The organism is Enterococcus gallinarum, from assembly GCF_021496385.1.
Lineage (GTDB): Bacteria > Bacillota > Bacilli > Lactobacillales > Enterococcaceae > Enterococcus_D > Enterococcus_D gallinarum.
Window position 1 is genome coordinate 1,960,487 of record NZ_CP050816.1, and the last position, 18,583, is coordinate 1,979,069.

Sequence of the window (18,583 nt, forward strand, 5' to 3'; positions counted from 1 at the left end):
TTACTCTTTTGAGTAGGGGGCTTTTTTATGTGTCCAAATAACCAAATATGCAGGTGATCGCAGGCACGATGACGCCGCATCGTATCGAAGAGATCGCTAAGGCATCTACGATTGTGTTGACACGCCAAGAATGGTATGAAGTATATTTGGCAGCTGGCAATATTTTACCTTAAAAAAAAGAAGAAACCCTTTATTTAATGGAAACTATCTCAGGAATGTTCGTAAAAGACGAACATTCCTGTTGCTTTTTAAAAAAAAGATTCTAAAACACTTGTATTTATGAGTGAGCTGGTTTAAATTGTTGTGGGCATTAAAAATAGGCGACAGCCATTTGATGCTTGCTTCACTCTTATCAAGATTTGGAGGATATTTTTATGTTTGACATGAAAGTTTTTGATTACGAAGATATACAATTGATCCCTAATAAATGTATCGTGAATAGCCGTTCAGAATGTGATACGACGGTTACTTTAGGCAAACATTCATTTAAAATGCCGGTCGTTCCTGCAAATATGCAAACGATCATTGATGAATCAATCGCAGAATTTTTAGCTGAAAACGGCTATTTTTATATTATGCATCGTTTTGACGAAGCAGCCCGCATTCCTTTTATCAAAAAAATGAAGGAAAAAGGCCTGATCTCTTCGATCAGTGTCGGTGTCAAAGACTATGAGTATACTTTTGTCGAAACATTGGCTGCTGAAGGACTGGTGCCTGATTACATTACGATCGATATTGCCCATGGACATTCCAATGCTGTCATCAATATGATCCAACATATCAAAAAACATTTACCAGATGCTTTTGTGATCGCAGGGAACGTTGGTACACCTGAAGCGGTCCGAGAATTGGAAAATGCCGGCGCGGATGCAACGAAAGTTGGGATCGGACCAGGGAAAGTTTGTATCACTAAAATCAAAACTGGTTTTGGAACTGGTGGGTGGCAATTAGCTGCATTACGCTGGTGTGCAAAAGCAGCTCGCAAGCCGATTATCGCCGATGGGGGAATCCGCACCCATGGAGATATCGCAAAATCTGTTCGTTTTGGGGCAACGATGGTCATGATTGGTTCATTGTTTGCTGGACATGAAGAATCTCCTGGGGAAACAAAAGTCGAAAATGGTGTCGTTTTAAAAGAATACTTTGGCTCTGCTTCTGAATTCCAAAAAGGGGAAAAGAAAAACGTCGAAGGGAAAAAAATCTGGATCCCTTACAAAGGTTCTTTGAAAGATACTTTGGTTGAGATGCAGCAAGATCTACAATCATCGATCTCCTATGCCGGTGGCAAAGACCTCGAATCGATTCGAAAAGTTGATTATGTGATCGTGAAAAACTCGATTTTCAATGGCGATACAATTTAAGTTGCTTCGGCTGTAGAATTGACAGTGGCATGAATAAAAGTTCGATCCAAAAGATTTCTTGGTCTTGCAGCAAGCGATAGGAAAACATTCTTATCACTTGCTGCTGAGGGCAACAAGTCTTTTGGTTTTTTTATTTTCAGCGCTGACCTTCTGCTTTTTGTGGAATCATCTCTATCGACTATTTGGTTTTTCTTAATCTTTCGTTATAATAGAAGAAATGATGAAAAAAAACTAAAAAAATATTCTGAGCTAAAAGCGGATATTCAGTTGACTAAGTGAGTAAGAGCAATAACAATAAAGTAAACATGCAGAAAGAAGCAGGTGAGTGTTTGACTATCAAAGTAATGTCCGTTTTTGGGACAAGACCGGAAGCCATCAAGATGGCGCCTTTGGTAAAAGAATTAGAGGCTGATCCTCGATTTCAATCAATTGTCGTGGTGACAGCCCAACATCGCGAGATGTTAGATCAAGTATTAGAGGTTTTTGAGATCGAACCTGATTACGACTTGGATATCATGACATTGGGACAGACATTGACCGGCATCACTACAAAAGTCTTGCTGGAATTAGAACCGATTCTCCACCAAGAAAAACCGTCAATTGTGCTTGTTCATGGTGACACAACAACGGCATATGCCGCAGCAACCGCAGCTTTTTACGCTCAGATTCCGATCGGTCATGTTGAAGCTGGTTTGCGGACGTGGAATAAACGATCACCCTATCCGGAAGAAGCCAACCGGCAACTCATCGATGTGCTAGCGGATCTTTACTTTGCTCCAACGCTTCAAAGTAAAGAAAATCTACTTGCGGAAAATCATGATCCAGAAGCCATCTTTGTCACTGGCAATACCGCGATTGATGCCATGCGCTACACTGTTTCTCAAGACTATCAGCATCCTACACTAACAGACAAAAAACAGCGAAAGATTTTGTTGACGATGCACCGCAGAGAGAATTTAGGTCAGCCGATGAAGAATGTTTTTCAGGCATTGGCTCGAATCGCAGGCGAGTTTCCAGAAGTCTCAGTCGTTTTTCCGATGCATAAAAATCCCAAAGTTCGAGAAATTGCTCAAGAAACTCTGGGTGCTTTAGAGAATGTTACATTGATTGAACCTTTAGATGTCATCGATTTTCACAATTTTGCCAACCAAAGCACATTGATTCTAACTGATTCCGGCGGTGTCCAGGAAGAAGCCCCTTCTCTCGGTGTTCCTGTATTGGTGTTGCGGGACACAACTGAACGTCCAGAAGGCATTGCGGCAGGAACGTTGAAATTGGTCGGTACAGGGGAAGAGGATGTGTATCAAGCAACGAAGCAGTTGTTGCAGGATCACGCTGCATATACCGCAATGGCGCATGCTGAAAATCCTTATGGTGATGGTAAAGCAAGTCAGCGAATCAAAGAAGTATTGGCTCAATATTACCGTCTGTCCGGAATGGCAGATCCTTCGATCCAATGATCCAAAAACTGAAAATGGAATTGAAAAATAACAAAAGTATTTTCACATAATGGTTGACCTATATAATTAGATAGACTATAGTGAGGATAGAAATAAATAATTGTTAGGTGAGGCTCCTATATGGACACAAGCTGCTGCCGCAAAAGTATCGAGAGATGCTTAGTTGGTAGGACAGGTCTAATCGTGAAGGTTAAACCCAAAGCAGCTGATAACGTCAAGTTATCTACGCCCTATAGTGCTAAAGCTCTACAATGATCATGAGTTTTTTACGCATGCTTATTGGGAGCATGCGTTTTTTGTGTTAATGGTCACTGATGCCTTTATTTTAGCTGATACATACAGACCTTTATGAGGTGCTGCAAGACAATTGCTGACTGCCTTTATTTTTGACCAACACTTCTGCATGATCCAGAGTTTCTTGCTTGATAAACAGAGAGGAAGATGAACATGGAATACCCCAGTCCCCAGAGGAACAATAAAAAGAATGCTAGGGGTAGCAAATGCAACTCCTAGTTATAGGAGGAAAAGAAGATGTTAAAAAAATTATCTAAAGATCAAGAATTAAAATTACTTGCACAACTTTCGGAAAGAGAGTTGCTGATGGAAATGCGGACTTCGTTTAATGGACTATCAAAAGAGGATGCAGCAGAACGTCTGGAAGAATATGGACCAAACCAAGTAGATGCACAAAAACCAACACCTGCTTGGCTGATGTTTTTAAGTGCTTTCAAAGATCCTTTTGTATTAGTTTTGGCTTTGCTGATGGTCATTTCTTTTTTCACAGGTGATTATGAAGCAGTGGTCGTGATGGGAATCATGATCTTAGCAAGTGTTACGATCACATTCGTGCAAGAATATCGTTCGCAAAAAGCAAGTTTGGCCTTAAAAGAATTAATTGAAAATACATGTTCTGTCACTCGAGACGGCGAAACGATCGAGATTCCGATGGATGAAGTCGTACCAGGAGACATCGTGACATTGGCAACCGGGGATATGATTCCGGCAGATGCTATTTTGATTTGGACAAAAGATTTATTTATCAATCAATCTTCTCTGACCGGAGAATCTATGCCGGTGGAAAAATTTGTCGATGCTGGGATCAAAGATTCTAAAGAAACGATTTCCGCATTAGATATGCAAGATTTGGTTTTCATGGGAACGGATGTCCTTAGTGGACAAGGTAAAGCAATTATTTTAAAAACCGGTCAAAGTACTTTTTTTGGTGATATTGCCAAAAATGCAACGTCAAAACGAGGAAAGACTACTTTTGAGGATGGTTTGACGAAAGTCAGTAAATTGTTGCTGCGAATGGTAATGGTTTTGTTTCCCATCGTCTTTTTGATCAATGGATTGACAAAAGGCGACTGGGGAGAAGCCCTTTTCTTCGCAATCGCTGTAGCTGTTGGCTTGACTCCGGAAATGTTGCCAATGATCGTCACAAGTAATTTGGCAAAAGGTGCCATGTCGTTAGCTAAAGAAAAAGTGATCGTCAAAGAATTGCCTTCGATTCAAAACTTGGGCAGTATGGACGTTTTATGTACGGATAAAACCGGCACGATCACTGAAGATCGCGTCGTATTAGTGCAGCATCTGAATCCGTTTGGTAAAGAAGACCAACAAGTGTTGGATATGACCTATTTGAATTCCTACTATCAAACAGGTTGGAAAAATTTGATGGATATTGCGGTATTGAACTACTTCGAAGATACAGAGCGCCAAGCGCCTTATCAAGAAGTCATCAAAGTGGATGAAATCCCCTTTGACTTTTCCCGCCGGCGTTTAACAGTGGTTGTCAAAGCAGATGGGCACCAGATCATGGTCACAAAAGGTGCTGCTGAGGAAATGGAGAAAGTCTGCAAATACGTGGAAGTCAACGGACAAGTTCTGGAATTGACAGATGAATTAAGAGAAAAACTTCGTGAGGTAAATCACCGCTTGAACAAACAGGGCATGCGTGTCCTAACAGTAGCAATCAAGCGAGATGCTCACGCAGAAGCCGTCTACACAGTTGAAGATGAACAAGATATGATCATGATCGGATTCATGGGCTTTTTAGACCCAGCGAAAGAGTCCGCAAAAACAGCTATTGCTTCATTACATGGTCATGGTGTCAACGTGAAAGTTTTGACTGGTGACAATGCGATCGTGGCGCAAAAGGTGTGTAAAGATGTGGGGATCGAAGTGAACGACTATCTTCTAGGGATAGACGTTGATCGTCTCTCTGATGAAGAATTGGCTGAAAAAGCAGAAGCGGTCAATCTATTTGCTAAGTTGAATCCTATGCAAAAGTCACGCATCATTCAGTCGCTGCAAGCCGATGGTCATACTGTCGGATTTATGGGAGATGGAATCAATGATGCGCCTGCACTGCGGGCTGCTGATGTCGGTATTTCTGTAGATACGGCCGCAGACATTACCAAAGACGCAAGTTCGATCATTTTATTAGAAAAAAGCTTGAATGTGTTAGATAAAGGCGTCATTGAAGGCCGTAAAGTTTTCACAAACATGATGAAATACATCAAGATGACATTGAGTTCAAACTTTGGGAATGTTTTTTCGATTCTTGTCGCTAGTGCATTCTTGCCTTTCTTGCCAATGCTTTCTATTCAATTGCTGGTGCAAAATCTAGTCTATGATATGGCACAGTTGACTATTCCTTGGGATAATGTGGATGTGGAAGAACTAGAAAAACCAGTCAAGTGGCAAGTCAGAGGCTTATTGAAATTCACCGTAAGCATTGGACCAGTCAGCAGTATTTTTGATATCTTGACATTCTTCGTGATGTGGCATGTGTTCCAAGCAAATACCATTCAAGAACAAGCGCTGTTCCAAGCCGGCTGGTTCATGATCGGTCTTGTGACGCAAACATTAGTCGTGCATATGGTCCGGACGCGTAAACTGCCATTTTTCCAAAGTATCGCATCGCCAGCAGTCTTACTGTCAAGCGTTCTTGCGATTTTGGTGGGTTTCGGTATTATCTTGTCGCCGCTGCACACAGTCTTTGATTTTGCAGCGCTACCATCTTCTTACTGGCCATGGTTTGTCGGCATTATTCTTGCCTACCTGGTAAGCGTAGAAGTAGCTAAGAGAATCTATATCCATTATACAAAAGAGTGGATCTGAGAAAAGAAACGGATAGTCATAAAAGATTTTAACTTTTATGCTATCTGTTTCTTTTTTATTCTCTTCTGTATTATTTTTTTCTCATTATCAAAAAAAACTAATTTTACTAAGTCGGAACATTCACAAGGGAAAGTCCTCGAGGTGTTACGTTTCTGTTTAGTTAAAAGGCGAAGTCTGTACTATTCTTAAAAGAAAAAAAGAATTTAATAAGGAGCAAAGCAAGAAAGCGATTGCTTAAATGTGATTGTTTTCACTAATCGTTTCTTAAGAGTTGGTCTAATGGGAATCGTTTTATTAAAAAAAAATACCTTTTCACTTGTCTTATTCTCGTTTAAATGATAATTTATAGTAGTAAATGATTTTTCGATGATACAGATTTTATCCCTGTTACATTCGAAAGTGAATTTTTATATCAGAGAGGAAAGTGTGTCAAGATGGCAAAAAAACAAAAAGCACTTGATTTCCAAGCAATTTTGGAGCAAGTCAATGCAGATTTTCCAACTTATCAAGCATTAGATAAAGACGGAAAAATCGTAAATCCAGATTTAGTACCTGATCTAAGTGACGACGAATTAGTCGAGTTGATGACTCGCATGGTATGGTCCCGTGTATTAGACCAACGCTCTACTGCGTTAAACCGTCAAGGTCGTCTAGGTTTCTTCGCGCCAACAGCTGGTCAAGAAGCAAGTCAATTAGCAAGTCATTTTGCATTTGAAAAAGAAGATGTGCTTTTACCTGGTTACCGTGATGTCCCTCAATTGATCCAACACGGCCTTCCATTGAAAGAAGCGTTCTTATGGTCTCGCGGACACGTAGCTGGAAACCTTTATCCAGAAGACTTGCAAGCTTTACCACCACAAATCATTATCGGTGCGCAATACGTGCAAGCTGCTGGTGTAGCTCTTGGTCTGAAAAAGCGCAACAAGAAAAATGTTGTCTTCACTTATACAGGTGATGGCGGTTCTTCACAAGGGGACTTCTATGAAGCAATCAACTTTGCTGGCGCTTACCATGCAAACGCTGTATTCTACATCCAAAACAACGGTTTTGCGATTTCAACACCTCGTGAAGTTCAAAGTGCTGCGCCAACATTAGCTCAAAAAGCAGCTGCAGCTGGTATCCCAGGAATCCAAGTGGATGGTATGGATCCATTAGCAGTTTACACTGTCTCAAAAGCAGCTCGTGAATGGGCAGCAAATGGCAATGGACCAGTTTTGATTGAAACATTGACTTACCGTTATGGTCCACACACATTATCAGGGGATGACCCAACGCGTTACCGTTCAAAAGATATGGACAGCGAATGGCAACAAAAAGACCCATTGGTTCGCTTCCGTACGTACTTGACTGAAAAAGGACTATGGTCTGAAGAAAAAGAAGAACAAATCATTGAACAAACTAAAGAAGAAATCAAAGCTGCAATCGCTGAAGCTGACCGTGTACCTAAACAAAAAGTTTCAGATTTCTTGAAAAATATGTTTGAAGTACAACCTCAAAACATTAAAGAACAAATTGCAACTTACGAAGCGAAGGAGTCGAAATAGTCATGGCACAAAAAACAATGATTCAAGCAATTACAGATGCCTTAGCTGTTGAAATGGAAAACGACAAAGAAATTTTAGTCTTTGGTGAAGACGTCGGTAAAAACGGCGGGGTTTTCCGGGCAACAGAAGGTTTACAAGAAAAATTCGGTGAAGATCGTGTTTTCGATACCCCTCTTGCTGAATCTGGTATCGGCGGTTTAGCTTTTGGTTTAGCACTAGAAGGTTTCCGTCCAGTTCCAGAAATTCAATTCTTCGGATTCGTTTTTGAAACATTTGATGAAATCGTTGGACAAATGGCACGTACTCGCTACCGTATGGGCGGCACACGCAACTTGCCAATTACGATTCGTTCACCATTTGGTGGTGGTGTGCATACACCAGAATTGCACTCAGATAACTTGGAAGGATTGATTGCTCAATCACCAGGTATCCGTGTCGTGATTCCATCAAACCCATACGATGCAAAAGGATTGTTAATTGCTTCTATTCGCAGCAATGATCCTGTTGTTTTCTTAGAACATATGAAACTTTACCGTTCATTCCGTGAAGAAGTGCCAGAAGAAGCGTATGAAGTTCCATTGGATAAAGCAGCGGTGACTCGTGAAGGAACAGACGTATCGATCATCACTTATGGTGCAATGGTTCGTGAAGCAATCAAAGCAGCGGATAACTTAGCAAAAGAAAACATCAATGCTGAAATTATCGATTTGCGTACAGTTGCTCCTCTTGATGTGGAAACAATCATTAAATCTGTTGAAAAAACAGGTCGTGTGGTTGTTGTTCAAGAAGCTCAAAAACAAGCAGGCGTAGGCGCTCAAGTCGTTTCTGAAATTTCTGAACGTGCGGTTCTTTCATTAGAAGCACCAATTGGACGTGTATCTGCTCCAGATACAATCTTCCCATTCGGTCAAGCAGAAAATATCTGGTTGCCAAATGCTAAAGATATCGAAGACAAAGTGAAAGAAATCGTGAACTTTTAATAGTTGAAGAAGGGAAGAATAGAAAATGGCATTTCAATTTAAATTACCGGATATCGGTGAAGGGATCGCAGAAGGCGAAATCGTAAAATGGTTCGTTAAACCCGGCGATACCATCAATGAAGATGACACTTTATTGGAAGTTCAAAATGACAAATCAGTTGAAGAAATCCCATCTCCAGTCACAGGTACTGTAAAAAATATCCTTGTATCAGAAGGAACAGTTGCCAATGTTGGTGATGTATTAGTAGAAATCGATGCACCTGGCCATGAAGACAATGAAGGAGATGCAGGTGTGGCAGCGCAAGCCCAAACTCCTGCACAACCAGCTGCTGTTCCAACAACGGAAGCTGCATCTGCTGGTTCTTCAGAAGGCGAAGGCGTATTCCAATTCAAATTACCAGATATCGGTGAAGGAATTGCAGAAGGCGAAATCGTAAAATGGTTCGTTAAAGCTGGCGACACCATCAATGAAGATGATACTTTATTGGAAGTTCAAAACGACAAATCAGTTGAAGAAATCCCATCTCCAGTCACAGGCACTGTAAAAAATATCCTTGTATCAGAAGGAACAGTTGCCAATGTTGGTGACGTATTAGTAGAAATCGATGCTCCAGGACACAACAGTGCACCAGCTGCTAGTTCTGCAGCGCCAACTGCAGCGCCAGAAAAAGTTGAAACTTCTGGCTCAGCAAGTGTCGTTGAAGCTGCTGATCCAAACAAACGTGTATTAGCAATGCCTTCTGTCCGTCAATTTGCTCGTGAAAAAGATGTCGACATCACACAAGTAACTGCAACTGGCAAAGGTGGCCGCGTGACAAAAGAAGACATTGAGAACTTCCTATCTGGTGGCGGAGCTTCAGCAACTGCAGAAGCAGCAGCTCCAGCAAAAGAAGAAGCGCAAGCACCAGCAGCTGAAAGCAAACCAGCAGCACCAGCTAAAGCCTTCAAGTCTAACTTGGGTGATTTAGAAGAACGTGTAGCATTAACTCCGACACGTAAAGCAATTGCGAAAGCAATGGTCAACAGCAAACATACAGCACCTCATGTAACATTGCATGATGAAGTAGAAGTAACAAATCTTTGGGATAATCGTAAGAAATTTAAAGAAGTTGCTGCTGCCAATGGCACAAAACTTACTTTCTTGCCATATGTTGTAAAAGCATTGACTGCTACAGTCAAAAAATTCCCTATCTTGAATGCTTCAATCGATGATGCAAAACAAGAAATTGTGTACAAAAACTACTACAATATCGGTATTGCTACGGATACGGATCATGGGTTATATGTACCAAATGTCAAAGATGCAGACCGCAAAGGAATGTTTGCTATCGCTGATGAAATCAACGAAAAAGCTAAACTTGCTCATGACGGTAAACTTTCTGCAGATGACATGCGCAACGGAACGATCACTATCAGTAACATTGGTTCTGTAGGCGGTGGCTGGTTCACACCAGTAATCAACTACCCTGAAGTAGCTATCTTGGGTGTTGGTACAATCGCGCAACAACCAATCGTCAATGCTGAGGGCGAAATCGTTGTCGGCCGCGTAATGAAACTTTCATTGAGCTTTGACCACCGAATCGTTGATGGTGCAACAGCGCAACAAGCAATGAATAATATCAAACGTCTATTAGCTGATCCAGAGCTATTAATGATGGAAGGATGATTAACAAATGGTAGTTGGAGATTTTGCTGTTGAATTAGATACAGTTGTAATCGGTGCGGGACCTGGCGGCTATGTAGCTGCCATCCGCGCAGCGGAAATGGGACAAAAAGTTGCGATCATTGAAAGAGAATACATTGGCGGTGTTTGTTTGAACGTTGGTTGTATCCCTTCAAAAGCATTGATTGCAGCAGGACATCATTACCAAGAATCACTAGATTCGACAATGTTTGGTGTAACAAGCGAAAACGTATCACTTGATTTTGCTAAAACACAAGAATGGAAAGACAACAAAGTTGTGAAAACATTGACTTCAGGTGTTGGCTTCCTATTGAAAAAACACAAAGTTGAAACAATTGAAGGGGAAGCTTTCTTTGTTGATGATCACACATTACGTGTGATTCATCCTGATTCAGCTCAAACTTATTCTTTCAACAATGCAATCATCGCGACAGGTTCTCGCCCAATTGAAATCCCTGGTTTCAAATTCGGTGGACGTGTGCTTGATTCTACTGGCGGATTGGCATTGAAAGAAGTGCCTAAAAAATTCGTTGTTATCGGTGGCGGTGTCATCGGTTCTGAACTTGGTGCTGCTTATGCAAACCTTGGAGCAGAAGTAACGATTCTTGAAGGTTCTCCTCAAATTTTGCCAACTTATGAAAAAGATATGGTTAAATTAGTTGAAGAAGACTTCGCTAAAAAAGGTGTAACGATCGTTACTAATGCAATGGCTAAAGAAGCTGTTGATAATGGCGATAGTGTAACGGTTAAATACGCTGTTGATGGCAAAGAAGAATCAGTGACAGCTGACTATGTGATGGTTACAGTTGGTCGACGTCCGAATACAGATGACATGGGCTTAGAGCAAGCCGGTGTTGAAGTTGGCGAACGTGGATTGATCACAGTCGACAAACAAGGCCGTACGAACGTATCAAACATCTTTGCAATCGGAGATATCGTACCTGGTGCAGCACTTGCTCATAAAGCAAGTTATGAAGCAAAAATTGCTGCTGAAGCCATTTCTGGTAAAAAAGTTGCTGTTGATTATAAAGCAATGCCAGCGGTTGCCTTTACTGATCCAGAATTAGCTTCTGTCGGTATGACGATCAAAGATGCAAAAGATGCTGGAATTGAAGCGAAAGCTTACAAATTCCCATTCTCTGGAAATGGTCGTGCATTGTCTCTTGGTAAAACAGAAGGATTTATCCGCTTAGTAACAACAGTAGAAGACAATGTGATCATCGGTGCGCAAATCGCTGGTTTAGGTGCAAGTGACATGGTTTCAGAATTGGCTCTTGCAATCGAATCAGGTATGAACGCAGAAGATATCGCGTTAACGATCCACCCACATCCATCTTTAGGTGAGATCACCATGGATGCTGCTGAGTTGGCATTAGGCTTACCAATCCATATTTAATGATAGAAGACTCGTTCATCCTTTCGATGAGCGAGTTTTTTTATGGGATCAAGTATCAGTGAATGGCATAAAATACTGGCGATTGCCTACTTGATTGCTGTAGCAAATCTGTCTGAATTATGCTATATTAAGTTGCTATCTAAAACGGATGAAGGCGGGGATTGTATGCGTAAACAATTGGGTGGGAAAACGATTCGTCTCTATTATACAAGTCTGCAATTTCTTTATTGGATGATGTTTTGTTCAATTTATGGATTTGCCACATTATTTCTGATTTATTTTAAGATCGATCCAGCAAAAATCGGTGGGATCTTAGCACTTATCAATATTTTTTCAGCCGCGCTTCAGCCTTTCATCAGTCAAGTGATCATTAAAAGAAAAAGGATTCCCTTGATTGCTGTCCTAAAAGGGATGACACTGAGCCTGATTATCGCTCTTCTAGTAGGGTTATTACTGCCAGCACTGACGATTATCAGTTTTATCATTGGTGCAATCGTGCTAGTTTCCATGCAGTCATTTATCAATGCTCTTGCATTTGAGTATGTGAACACCGGCTATGGGATTAATTTTGGTTTTTCGAGAGCAGGCGGTTCACTAGGATATGCCGCAACCTCTTTCTTATTAGGGCAGTTGTTGGCGAGCTATTCGGCTGCGCTTCTCCCAATAATGGCATTAGTAGAAGCAGGACTGTTTTTTGTCCTCTTACTTTTGCTGCCCACAGTGAAGACAAGGGTTCTGCCGTTGAAGATAGAAGAGAAGCATTCGGGTGGGTTAGGAAAAAAATATCCTTTTTTACTTTTGTTATTCATAGGATTCAGCTTTCTGTTCAGCTTTCACACAATGATCAATAGCTTCTTGGCACAGATTTTTGCTTCGATCGGAGGCGGCAGCAAAGAAGTAGGAATTTCATTAATGATTGCTGCATTATGCGAGTTGCCAGGAATGATATTCTTCGAACGTTTGGTCAAAAGAAAGTCCAGCAAGTTTTGGCTTTTGTTTTCTAGTATCGCATTTGCAGTCAGAGGAGTAATGATGTTGCTTACCAGCACGATTGTTATGATGGAAATGACACACCTATTGCAGGGCTTTAGTTTTGCTTTATTTATCCCAGCGTCTGCTTATCTCTTCAATCATGTATTGGCAGATGAAGATCGGGTATTTGGACAAACGCTGATCATTATTGCGACGACATTAGGCGGTGTGCTGGGGAATATCTTAGGCGGCAGCCTTTTACAGAACTTCGGTGTCTGGCAGATGTTATTGTGCGGCACGTGCTTTGCTTTGATTGGAGCGTTATTGACGCTATGGGGGATCCGTAAGCTGCCAAAGGCCTCTGCTATTTCCGATCTTTCCGAATAGCAGACAAGGAATGACAAAAATAGCTAGAGCAATGTTCAAAAATGATAACGAAAAAGAGTGGCGAACAATCATCGCCACTCTTTTTCGTTAAAGTGAATCAGCCTAGCCGGGTTATTTCTTTTCTAAAACAGCGATGAATTCCCGCATATAATCGGGCAGGTCAGGTGGTCTACGGCTAGAAACGATGTGACCGTCGGTGATAACTGGTGTATCCACCCAAGTAGCTCCGGCGTTTGTCATATCGTCTTTTATGCCAGGGGTGCTAGTCACTTTTCTTCCTTGCAATATATTCGCGGAAATCAAGACCCAGCCGGCATGACATATTTGACCAATGACTTTTTCTTCTTTGTCCATTGCTTGAACAAAAGAAATGACTTGTGGGAATCGGCGCAGTTTATCCGGTGCCCAACCGCCAGGGACTAAGATGGCATCATAATCAGCCACATGGATGTCGTCAAAAGCAAACGCGGATTCTGCAGGAACTCCGTATTTTCCTTTATAGCTTTTATGGGCTTCTTCGCCAACTAAATCCACTTGAGCGCCTTCTTCTCGCAAACGGTGAACAGGGTACCAAAGCTCTAAATCCTCGAAATCATTGTCGACTAACGCGATGATTTTTTTATTTTCTAAGCGCAAATGAAATCCTCCTTTATTCTTGCTATTCTTACTGTAACATCAAGGAAAAGGAAACACCAAAAGAATGCTTTTCAAGAAAGACGACTAGCATTTATCTGTAAAGTGTAGCCGCAAGAGTAAAAAAGCAGTCGTTAAAGAAAATAGAAGATCAATGAAGGGATAGTTCTAGTAGTGTCAGCGTTGTAACGAATAATAAATTAGGTCATAATCAAAGTAACCAATAAGTCTTAGCAAGTCTTAGCAAGCCTTAACAAGTCTGAACAGATCTGAACAAGACTGAATAGGAGCGTGAAAATAGGGAACCTTTTGAAAAAGCTAGACAATCTATTTATCAAAATGCACGTCCATTGGAACTTGCACGCTGGCAGATTCATTTTGAAGACGGTAGCCGGGAGAATGTTATACAGATGTTAGAGGTCTATCAAAACGAGGATGGCGGCTTTGGTCACGGCTTAGAGCCAGACAATTGGAAACCCAACAGCACCCCGATTGCGGCGTGAGCTGCCTGCAGTATTTTACGAGAGATCAATTGCCTTGATGCTAAAAATCCTATAATACAGGGGATCTTGAGGTACTTGTCCAGTGGGAAAGATTTTTCTGAAGGGAAATGGCGGAACCAAGTACCTTCGACTGCTTTTTACTCCCATGCCATCTGATAGGAGAGTCCTGTAGGTGTGCCGGCTAATAATCCCACCGTGAGTTTTGCTGGTATGATCATCCGTGTGGAATATACTGGTTTATCTCAACAAGCGGAGGGAATCCTTCAAACCGCCATTGATAGCTTTCTCAATGAGACAACGATGATAGGCATACGTTAGTCGTTTATTTGGAAATGCTAAACTATTGTAAAAAAACACATGATCAACCTCTTTTGGAGAACATAAATTTTCAAGAAGTGTTGTGCCAACAAATTCGTCAAACCGTCTCGAAAGCCCCAGAAGAATGGTTTACTTCTTACACCAGCAAACCATCGGACTTTTTTTCTCGAAAGAACAACTGCTCACCATTTTTGATAAAGAACTTTGTCAGCAAGAAGCCGCTAAAATCTCAGAGAACCAGCTAGAAGATGGTTCTTTACCTATTCCATGGCAATGGGGCACAGAATATACAAAGTTTTATATCAGCGTGAATTGGTGGAAATCCGTTCAGATCATCAAGAATTTTTTATTTTTGCATGCTTTTTCAAAATAATTTGAAGCTTCTCATTGCAGTTTGATTTAGAAGGCGGTACTTTGAAAGTAAAGGAGGGACTAGTATGGTCGATGAAAAAAAGAAAGATTTCAATAAGATGCTCCATGAGACGAAAGGAATGCCGAAAATCAAGCAAATCACAGATGAAAAGAGTATTGAGAAATATGGGGGAAAGAGAATGCTTTTGGCTCCTCCAGTGGATTACAATCAAATCATGGGGCGTATCCCATTAGGCCAAGTGATGACGATTAGTAAGATTCGCGAGTTTCTGGCAGAAAGGTATGGCGCCGATTTCACAGATCCAATCACCGCGGGTATTTTTGTTTCCATCGCAGCATGGGCTAGTGAACAAAGAAAAACAGATAAAATTCCTTTCTGGCGGACATTAAAAGCGAATGGGGAGTTAAACCCTAAGTATCCAGGCGGAATCGAGAAACAAAAAAGCGCTTTGGAAAACGAGGGACATACGATCCTTATTAAGGGAAGAAAAAACCTACGCTATTATGTTAAAGACTTTACTGAAGTTCTAGCACAACTATCTAAATGAACCAACGTAGAATGAGTTAAGGTATCTCGTATTTTAGTTAGAGCTAGGACTAAGCTCGATTAAGTCTGTAAAAGGCGATATGGCCTGGGCATTATGGGGTCTTCTTCAAAACATTCATTCATTTTTTTATAGAGGGTGCACTCTCACTGAGAGGTGTCCTCTTTTATTTTGCGACAGAGTCTCTGACCAATTTGTATTTTTATGGTACACTGAATAGGACGAATAGGGGTGATTAAAATGCGTGATTATCAATATCCTCTAGATCTGGACTGGTCAACAGATGAAATGGTTATTGTAATGAATCTATGGGATCGCTTAGAACAAGCCTACGAGAAAGGGATCCCGGCAGCGGAGTTTTTAGAAGCTTATCAGCAGTTTAAGAAAGTTGTGCCAAGTATTGGGGAAGAGCGCCGTTTAGGCAGAGATTTCGAAGACTTGAGCGGATACTCATTGTATCGAACGGTTCAAGCGGCCAAGACGACAAGCGGTAAACTGAAAATGAAGGAGTAGAAATCAACCATGCAAGAAATCGTTAGTGAAATCCATAGCTGGATGATTGCAGCAGGGGAAAAAATCAAAGAAAACCTAAATAAAGAGTCTCTGATCGTTGAAACAAAATCAGGTCGGAAAGATTTGGTGACTGAACTGGATAAGGCGACGCAGGATTTTCTAATTGAGAAGATTCAAGCCTTTGACCCAGAAGCAAAAATTCTAGGGGAAGAAAATGGTTTAGATCGACTTTCAGATTTTAGTGGACGAGTATTTATCATTGATCCTATTGACGGAACCATGAATTTCGTGTTGGAAAAAGAGAATTTCTGTATCATGATTGCTGTATATGAAGAAGGCCAAGGACGTTTTGGCTTTGTTTATAATGTCATGAAAAATGAATTTCTTTGGGGTGGTCCGGAAATTGGGGTCTTTTGCAACGGAAAAAAAATCGATCCGCCGAAAGATATCGCTTTAGAGGAAGGATTGATCGGATTAAATGCGCCCATGTTGATGCATAATCGTCATCATGAAGTCGAAATGAGTGAACGGGCACTAGGTGTACGGATGACCGGTTGTGCGGGCATCGAATTGAATGCGCTGGTCTTAGGTCAGCGCGCAGGCTATATTTCCAACCTAGCGCCATGGGACTATGCCCCTGGCGGTATCTTAATGGAAACATTAGGTTTGAAGATGGCGAATATCACCGGAGAGGAACTTGCTCTAGATGGTCGAGAATTGTTTATTGGTGGCACACCAACAGCATTTCAAGAATTATTGACGATCGCAAATCAATAAATGACGAGCAGATATCTACGGGTATCTGTTTTTTTCTGTAAAAATGAAAACTTTGCACTATATTTCAGAAAGAAATTCTGGTATAATGGCTTGTCGAGTGCAATGTCACCAAAAAAGGAGTTTATAAATTGAATATTAGAAATGATATCCGCAACGTCGCTATTATTGCCCACGTTGACCACGGAAAAACTACATTAGTTGATGAATTATTGAAACAATCCCAAACGTTAGATAGCCATACCCAATTACAAGAACGGGCGATGGATTCAAATGCGATCGAGAAAGAACGTGGTATCACGATCTTAGCAAAAAATACGGCCGTTGAATACAATGGCACAAAAATCAACATCATGGATACCCCAGGACACGCGGACTTCGGTGGAGAAGTGGAACGAATCATGAAAATGGTCGACGGTGTTGTCTTAGTTGTTGATGCGTATGAAGGAACGATGCCGCAAACACGTTTTGTATTGAAAAAAGCGTTGGAACAACATTTAGTGCCAATCGTTGTTGTAAACAAAATTGATAAACCATCTGCTCGTCCAGAACACGTTGTCGATGAAGTGTTGGAATTATTTATTGAATTAGGGGCAGATGACGACCAATTAGATTTCCCAGTCATTTACGCTTCTGCAATCAACGGTACATCTAGTGCATCAGACGATCCAGCTGATCAGCAAAAAACGATGGCGCCATTGTTCGATACGATCATTGAACACATTCCAGCACCAATCGACAACAGTGACGAACCTTTGCAATTCCAAGTATCATTGCTTGATTATAATGATTATGTTGGACGTATCGGAATTGGCCGTGTCTTCCGCGGATCAATCAAAGTCGGCGACCAAGTTGCATTGATGAAATTAAATGGAGAAGTCAAAAAATTCCGTGTAACGAAACTTTTCGGTTTCTTTGGTTTGAAACGTTTAGAGATCCAAGAAGCCAAAGCCGGTGATTTGATCGCGGTTTCCGGAATGGAAGATATCTTCGTTGGTGAAACAGTGACACCAATTGATCACCAAGATTCATTACCTGTACTGCATATTGATGAACCAACATTACAAATGACATTCATCGTGAACAATTCTCCTTTTGCTGGTCGTGAAGGAAAATTCGTTACAGCACGTAAAATCGAAGAGCGCTTGATGGCTCAATTGCAAACAGATGTGTCATTGCGTGTTGATCCAATTGGACCTGACTCATGGATCGTTTCTGGCCGTGGAGAACTTCATTTGTCGATCTTGATCGAAAATATGCGTCGTGAAGGCTTTGAATTGCAAGTTTCTCGTCCAGAAGTCATTGAACGTGAAATTGATGGTGTGAAATGTGAACCATTTGAACGTGTTCAAATCGATACACCGGAAGAATACATGGGATCAGTCATCGAATCATTGGGCATGCGTAAAGCAGAAATGCAAGACATGATCAATACAGGAAATGGACAAGTGCGGATCATTTTCTTGGCACCTGCTCGAGGATTGATCGGTTATACGACAGAATTCTTATCTATGACTCGCGGTTACGGCATCATGCACCACACCTTCGATCAATATTTGCCAATGATCCAAGGTCAAATCGGTGGTCGTCATCAAGGGGCACTGGTTTCTATCGATACAGGTAAAGCAACGACTTACTCGATCATGAGTATTGAAGAACGGGGAACTGTTTTTGTTGAACCAGGTACCGAAGTATACGAAGGAATGATCATTGGTGAAAACTCTCGTGACAAAGACTTAACCGTTAATATCACGAAAGCAAAACAAATGACTAACGTTCGTTCAGCAAACAAAGACCAAACATCCGTTATCAAGAAACCTCGCATTCTTTCTTTGGAAGAATCATTGGAATTCTTGAACGATGATGAATACTGTGAAGTAACCCCAGAAAGCATTCGTTTGAGAAAACAAATCTTGAACAAGAGCGAACGGGAAAAATCACAGAAAAAGAAAAACAGCTGATAAATAAAACACCTAAGGAAGTCTAAGGCTTCTCGTGTAGATGATTTTCCGAAGGAT

At 41.2% G+C, this 18,583-nt stretch carries 14 protein-coding genes, 1 pseudogene and 1 riboswitch; of the genes and pseudogenes, 14 read left to right on the top strand and 1 reads right to left on the bottom strand.

Features of this window, described 5'->3' with window-relative positions:
• Window positions 1-44: 44 nt before the first annotated feature.
• The 9 genes and pseudogenes from HED61_RS09795 to HED61_RS09835 form a co-directional block, all read left to right on the top strand.
• A pseudogene (locus tag HED61_RS09795) lies at window positions 45-173 on the top strand (aldo/keto reductase); the annotation flags it as partial.
• Window positions 174-383: 210 nt separating this feature from the next.
• Window positions 384-1,361 carry a GMP reductase gene (guaC, locus tag HED61_RS09800; protein WP_003127210.1) on the top strand — a complete coding sequence of 326 codons (978 nt, stop codon included), beginning with the start codon at window positions 384-386 and terminating at the stop codon, window positions 1,359-1,361.
• A gap of 329 nt (window positions 1,362-1,690) precedes the next feature.
• Window positions 1,691-2,821 carry a non-hydrolyzing UDP-N-acetylglucosamine 2-epimerase gene (gene wecB / locus HED61_RS09805; protein ID WP_096710865.1) on the top strand — a complete coding sequence of 377 codons (1,131 nt, stop codon included), beginning with the start codon at window positions 1,691-1,693 and terminating at the stop codon, window positions 2,819-2,821.
• 92 nt (window positions 2,822-2,913) lie between these two features.
• Window positions 2,914-3,084, top strand: a riboswitch (M-box (ykoK) riboswitch).
• Between the two features lie 268 nt (window positions 3,085-3,352).
• Entirely contained in the window at window positions 3,353-5,944 is a 2,592-nt protein-coding gene (gene mgtA / locus HED61_RS09810; RefSeq protein WP_103300061.1) for a magnesium-translocating P-type ATPase, read from the top strand.
• Between the two features lie 434 nt (window positions 5,945-6,378).
• Entirely contained in the window at window positions 6,379-7,488 is a 1,110-nt protein-coding gene (gene pdhA, locus HED61_RS09815; protein WP_003127214.1) for a pyruvate dehydrogenase (acetyl-transferring) E1 component subunit alpha, read from the top strand.
• Between the two features lie 2 nt (window positions 7,489-7,490).
• Window positions 7,491-8,468 (top strand): alpha-ketoacid dehydrogenase subunit beta, encoded by a 978-nt coding sequence (locus HED61_RS09820; protein ID WP_003127215.1) that lies wholly within the window; start codon window positions 7,491-7,493, stop codon window positions 8,466-8,468.
• A gap of 25 nt (window positions 8,469-8,493) precedes the next feature.
• Window positions 8,494-10,134 carry a dihydrolipoyllysine-residue acetyltransferase gene (locus HED61_RS09825; RefSeq protein WP_005472521.1) on the top strand — a complete coding sequence of 547 codons (1,641 nt, stop codon included), beginning with the start codon at window positions 8,494-8,496 and terminating at the stop codon, window positions 10,132-10,134.
• A gap of 7 nt (window positions 10,135-10,141) precedes the next feature.
• Window positions 10,142-11,548 carry a dihydrolipoyl dehydrogenase gene (lpdA, locus tag HED61_RS09830; protein WP_003127217.1) on the top strand — a complete coding sequence of 469 codons (1,407 nt, stop codon included), beginning with the start codon at window positions 10,142-10,144 and terminating at the stop codon, window positions 11,546-11,548.
• 165 nt (window positions 11,549-11,713) lie between these two features.
• Window positions 11,714-12,907 carry an MFS transporter gene (locus HED61_RS09835; RefSeq protein WP_113850310.1) on the top strand — a complete coding sequence of 398 codons (1,194 nt, stop codon included), beginning with the start codon at window positions 11,714-11,716 and terminating at the stop codon, window positions 12,905-12,907.
• 111 nt (window positions 12,908-13,018) lie between these two features.
• Here the strand turns inward: HED61_RS09835 and HED61_RS09840 are convergent, their stop codons facing one another.
• Entirely contained in the window at window positions 13,019-13,543 is a 525-nt protein-coding gene (locus HED61_RS09840; protein WP_003127221.1) for a type 1 glutamine amidotransferase domain-containing protein, read from the bottom strand.
• A 942-nt stretch (window positions 13,544-14,485) separates the two neighbouring features.
• Here HED61_RS09840 and HED61_RS09845 point away from each other — a divergent pair.
• From HED61_RS09845 to typA, 5 genes are all read left to right on the top strand, one after another.
• Entirely contained in the window at window positions 14,486-14,734 is a 249-nt protein-coding gene (locus tag HED61_RS09845) for a hypothetical protein (protein WP_228073944.1), read from the top strand.
• 64 nt (window positions 14,735-14,798) lie between these two features.
• A complete protein-coding gene (locus tag HED61_RS09850; protein WP_219645496.1) occupies window positions 14,799-15,281 on the top strand; it encodes an MGMT family protein in 483 nt (160 codons plus the stop codon).
• Between the two features lie 237 nt (window positions 15,282-15,518).
• Window positions 15,519-15,791: a UPF0223 family protein gene (locus HED61_RS09855; protein WP_029486895.1), complete on the top strand. Its 273-nt coding sequence runs from the start codon at window positions 15,519-15,521 to the stop codon at window positions 15,789-15,791.
• A 9-nt stretch (window positions 15,792-15,800) separates the two neighbouring features.
• Window positions 15,801-16,568, top strand: coding sequence for an inositol monophosphatase family protein (locus tag HED61_RS09860; RefSeq protein WP_219645497.1), 768 nt, complete (start codon window positions 15,801-15,803; stop codon window positions 16,566-16,568).
• A 128-nt stretch (window positions 16,569-16,696) separates the two neighbouring features.
• Window positions 16,697-18,526, top strand: a complete 1,830-nt coding sequence (typA, locus tag HED61_RS09865; protein ID WP_003127228.1) for a translational GTPase TypA — start codon at window positions 16,697-16,699, stop codon at window positions 18,524-18,526.
• The last annotated feature ends 57 nt before the right edge of the window (window positions 18,527-18,583 follow it).

What these genes read in the sequence shown, in the direction of transcription:
- guaC (WP_003127210.1), top strand. Translation starts at nt 384, where the DNA reads ATGAAAGTTTTTGATTACGAAGATATACAATTGATCCCTAATAAATGT.
- mgtA (WP_103300061.1), top strand. Translation starts at nt 3,353, where the DNA reads ATGTTAAAAAAATTATCTAAAGATCAAGAATTAAAATTACTTGCACAA.
- pdhA (WP_003127214.1), top strand. Translation starts at nt 6,379, where the DNA reads ATGGCAAAAAAACAAAAAGCACTTGATTTCCAAGCAATTTTGGAGCAA.
- HED61_RS09820 (WP_003127215.1), top strand. Translation starts at nt 7,491, where the DNA reads ATGGCACAAAAAACAATGATTCAAGCAATTACAGATGCCTTAGCTGTT.
- HED61_RS09825 (WP_005472521.1), top strand. Translation starts at nt 8,494, where the DNA reads ATGGCATTTCAATTTAAATTACCGGATATCGGTGAAGGGATCGCAGAA.
- lpdA (WP_003127217.1), top strand. Translation starts at nt 10,142, where the DNA reads ATGGTAGTTGGAGATTTTGCTGTTGAATTAGATACAGTTGTAATCGGT.
- HED61_RS09835 (WP_113850310.1), top strand. Translation starts at nt 11,714, where the DNA reads ATGCGTAAACAATTGGGTGGGAAAACGATTCGTCTCTATTATACAAGT.
- HED61_RS09845 (WP_228073944.1), top strand. Translation starts at nt 14,486, where the DNA reads ATGGTTTACTTCTTACACCAGCAAACCATCGGACTTTTTTTCTCGAAA.
- HED61_RS09850 (WP_219645496.1), top strand. Translation starts at nt 14,799, where the DNA reads ATGGTCGATGAAAAAAAGAAAGATTTCAATAAGATGCTCCATGAGACG.
- HED61_RS09855 (WP_029486895.1), top strand. Translation starts at nt 15,519, where the DNA reads ATGCGTGATTATCAATATCCTCTAGATCTGGACTGGTCAACAGATGAA.
- HED61_RS09860 (WP_219645497.1), top strand. Translation starts at nt 15,801, where the DNA reads ATGCAAGAAATCGTTAGTGAAATCCATAGCTGGATGATTGCAGCAGGG.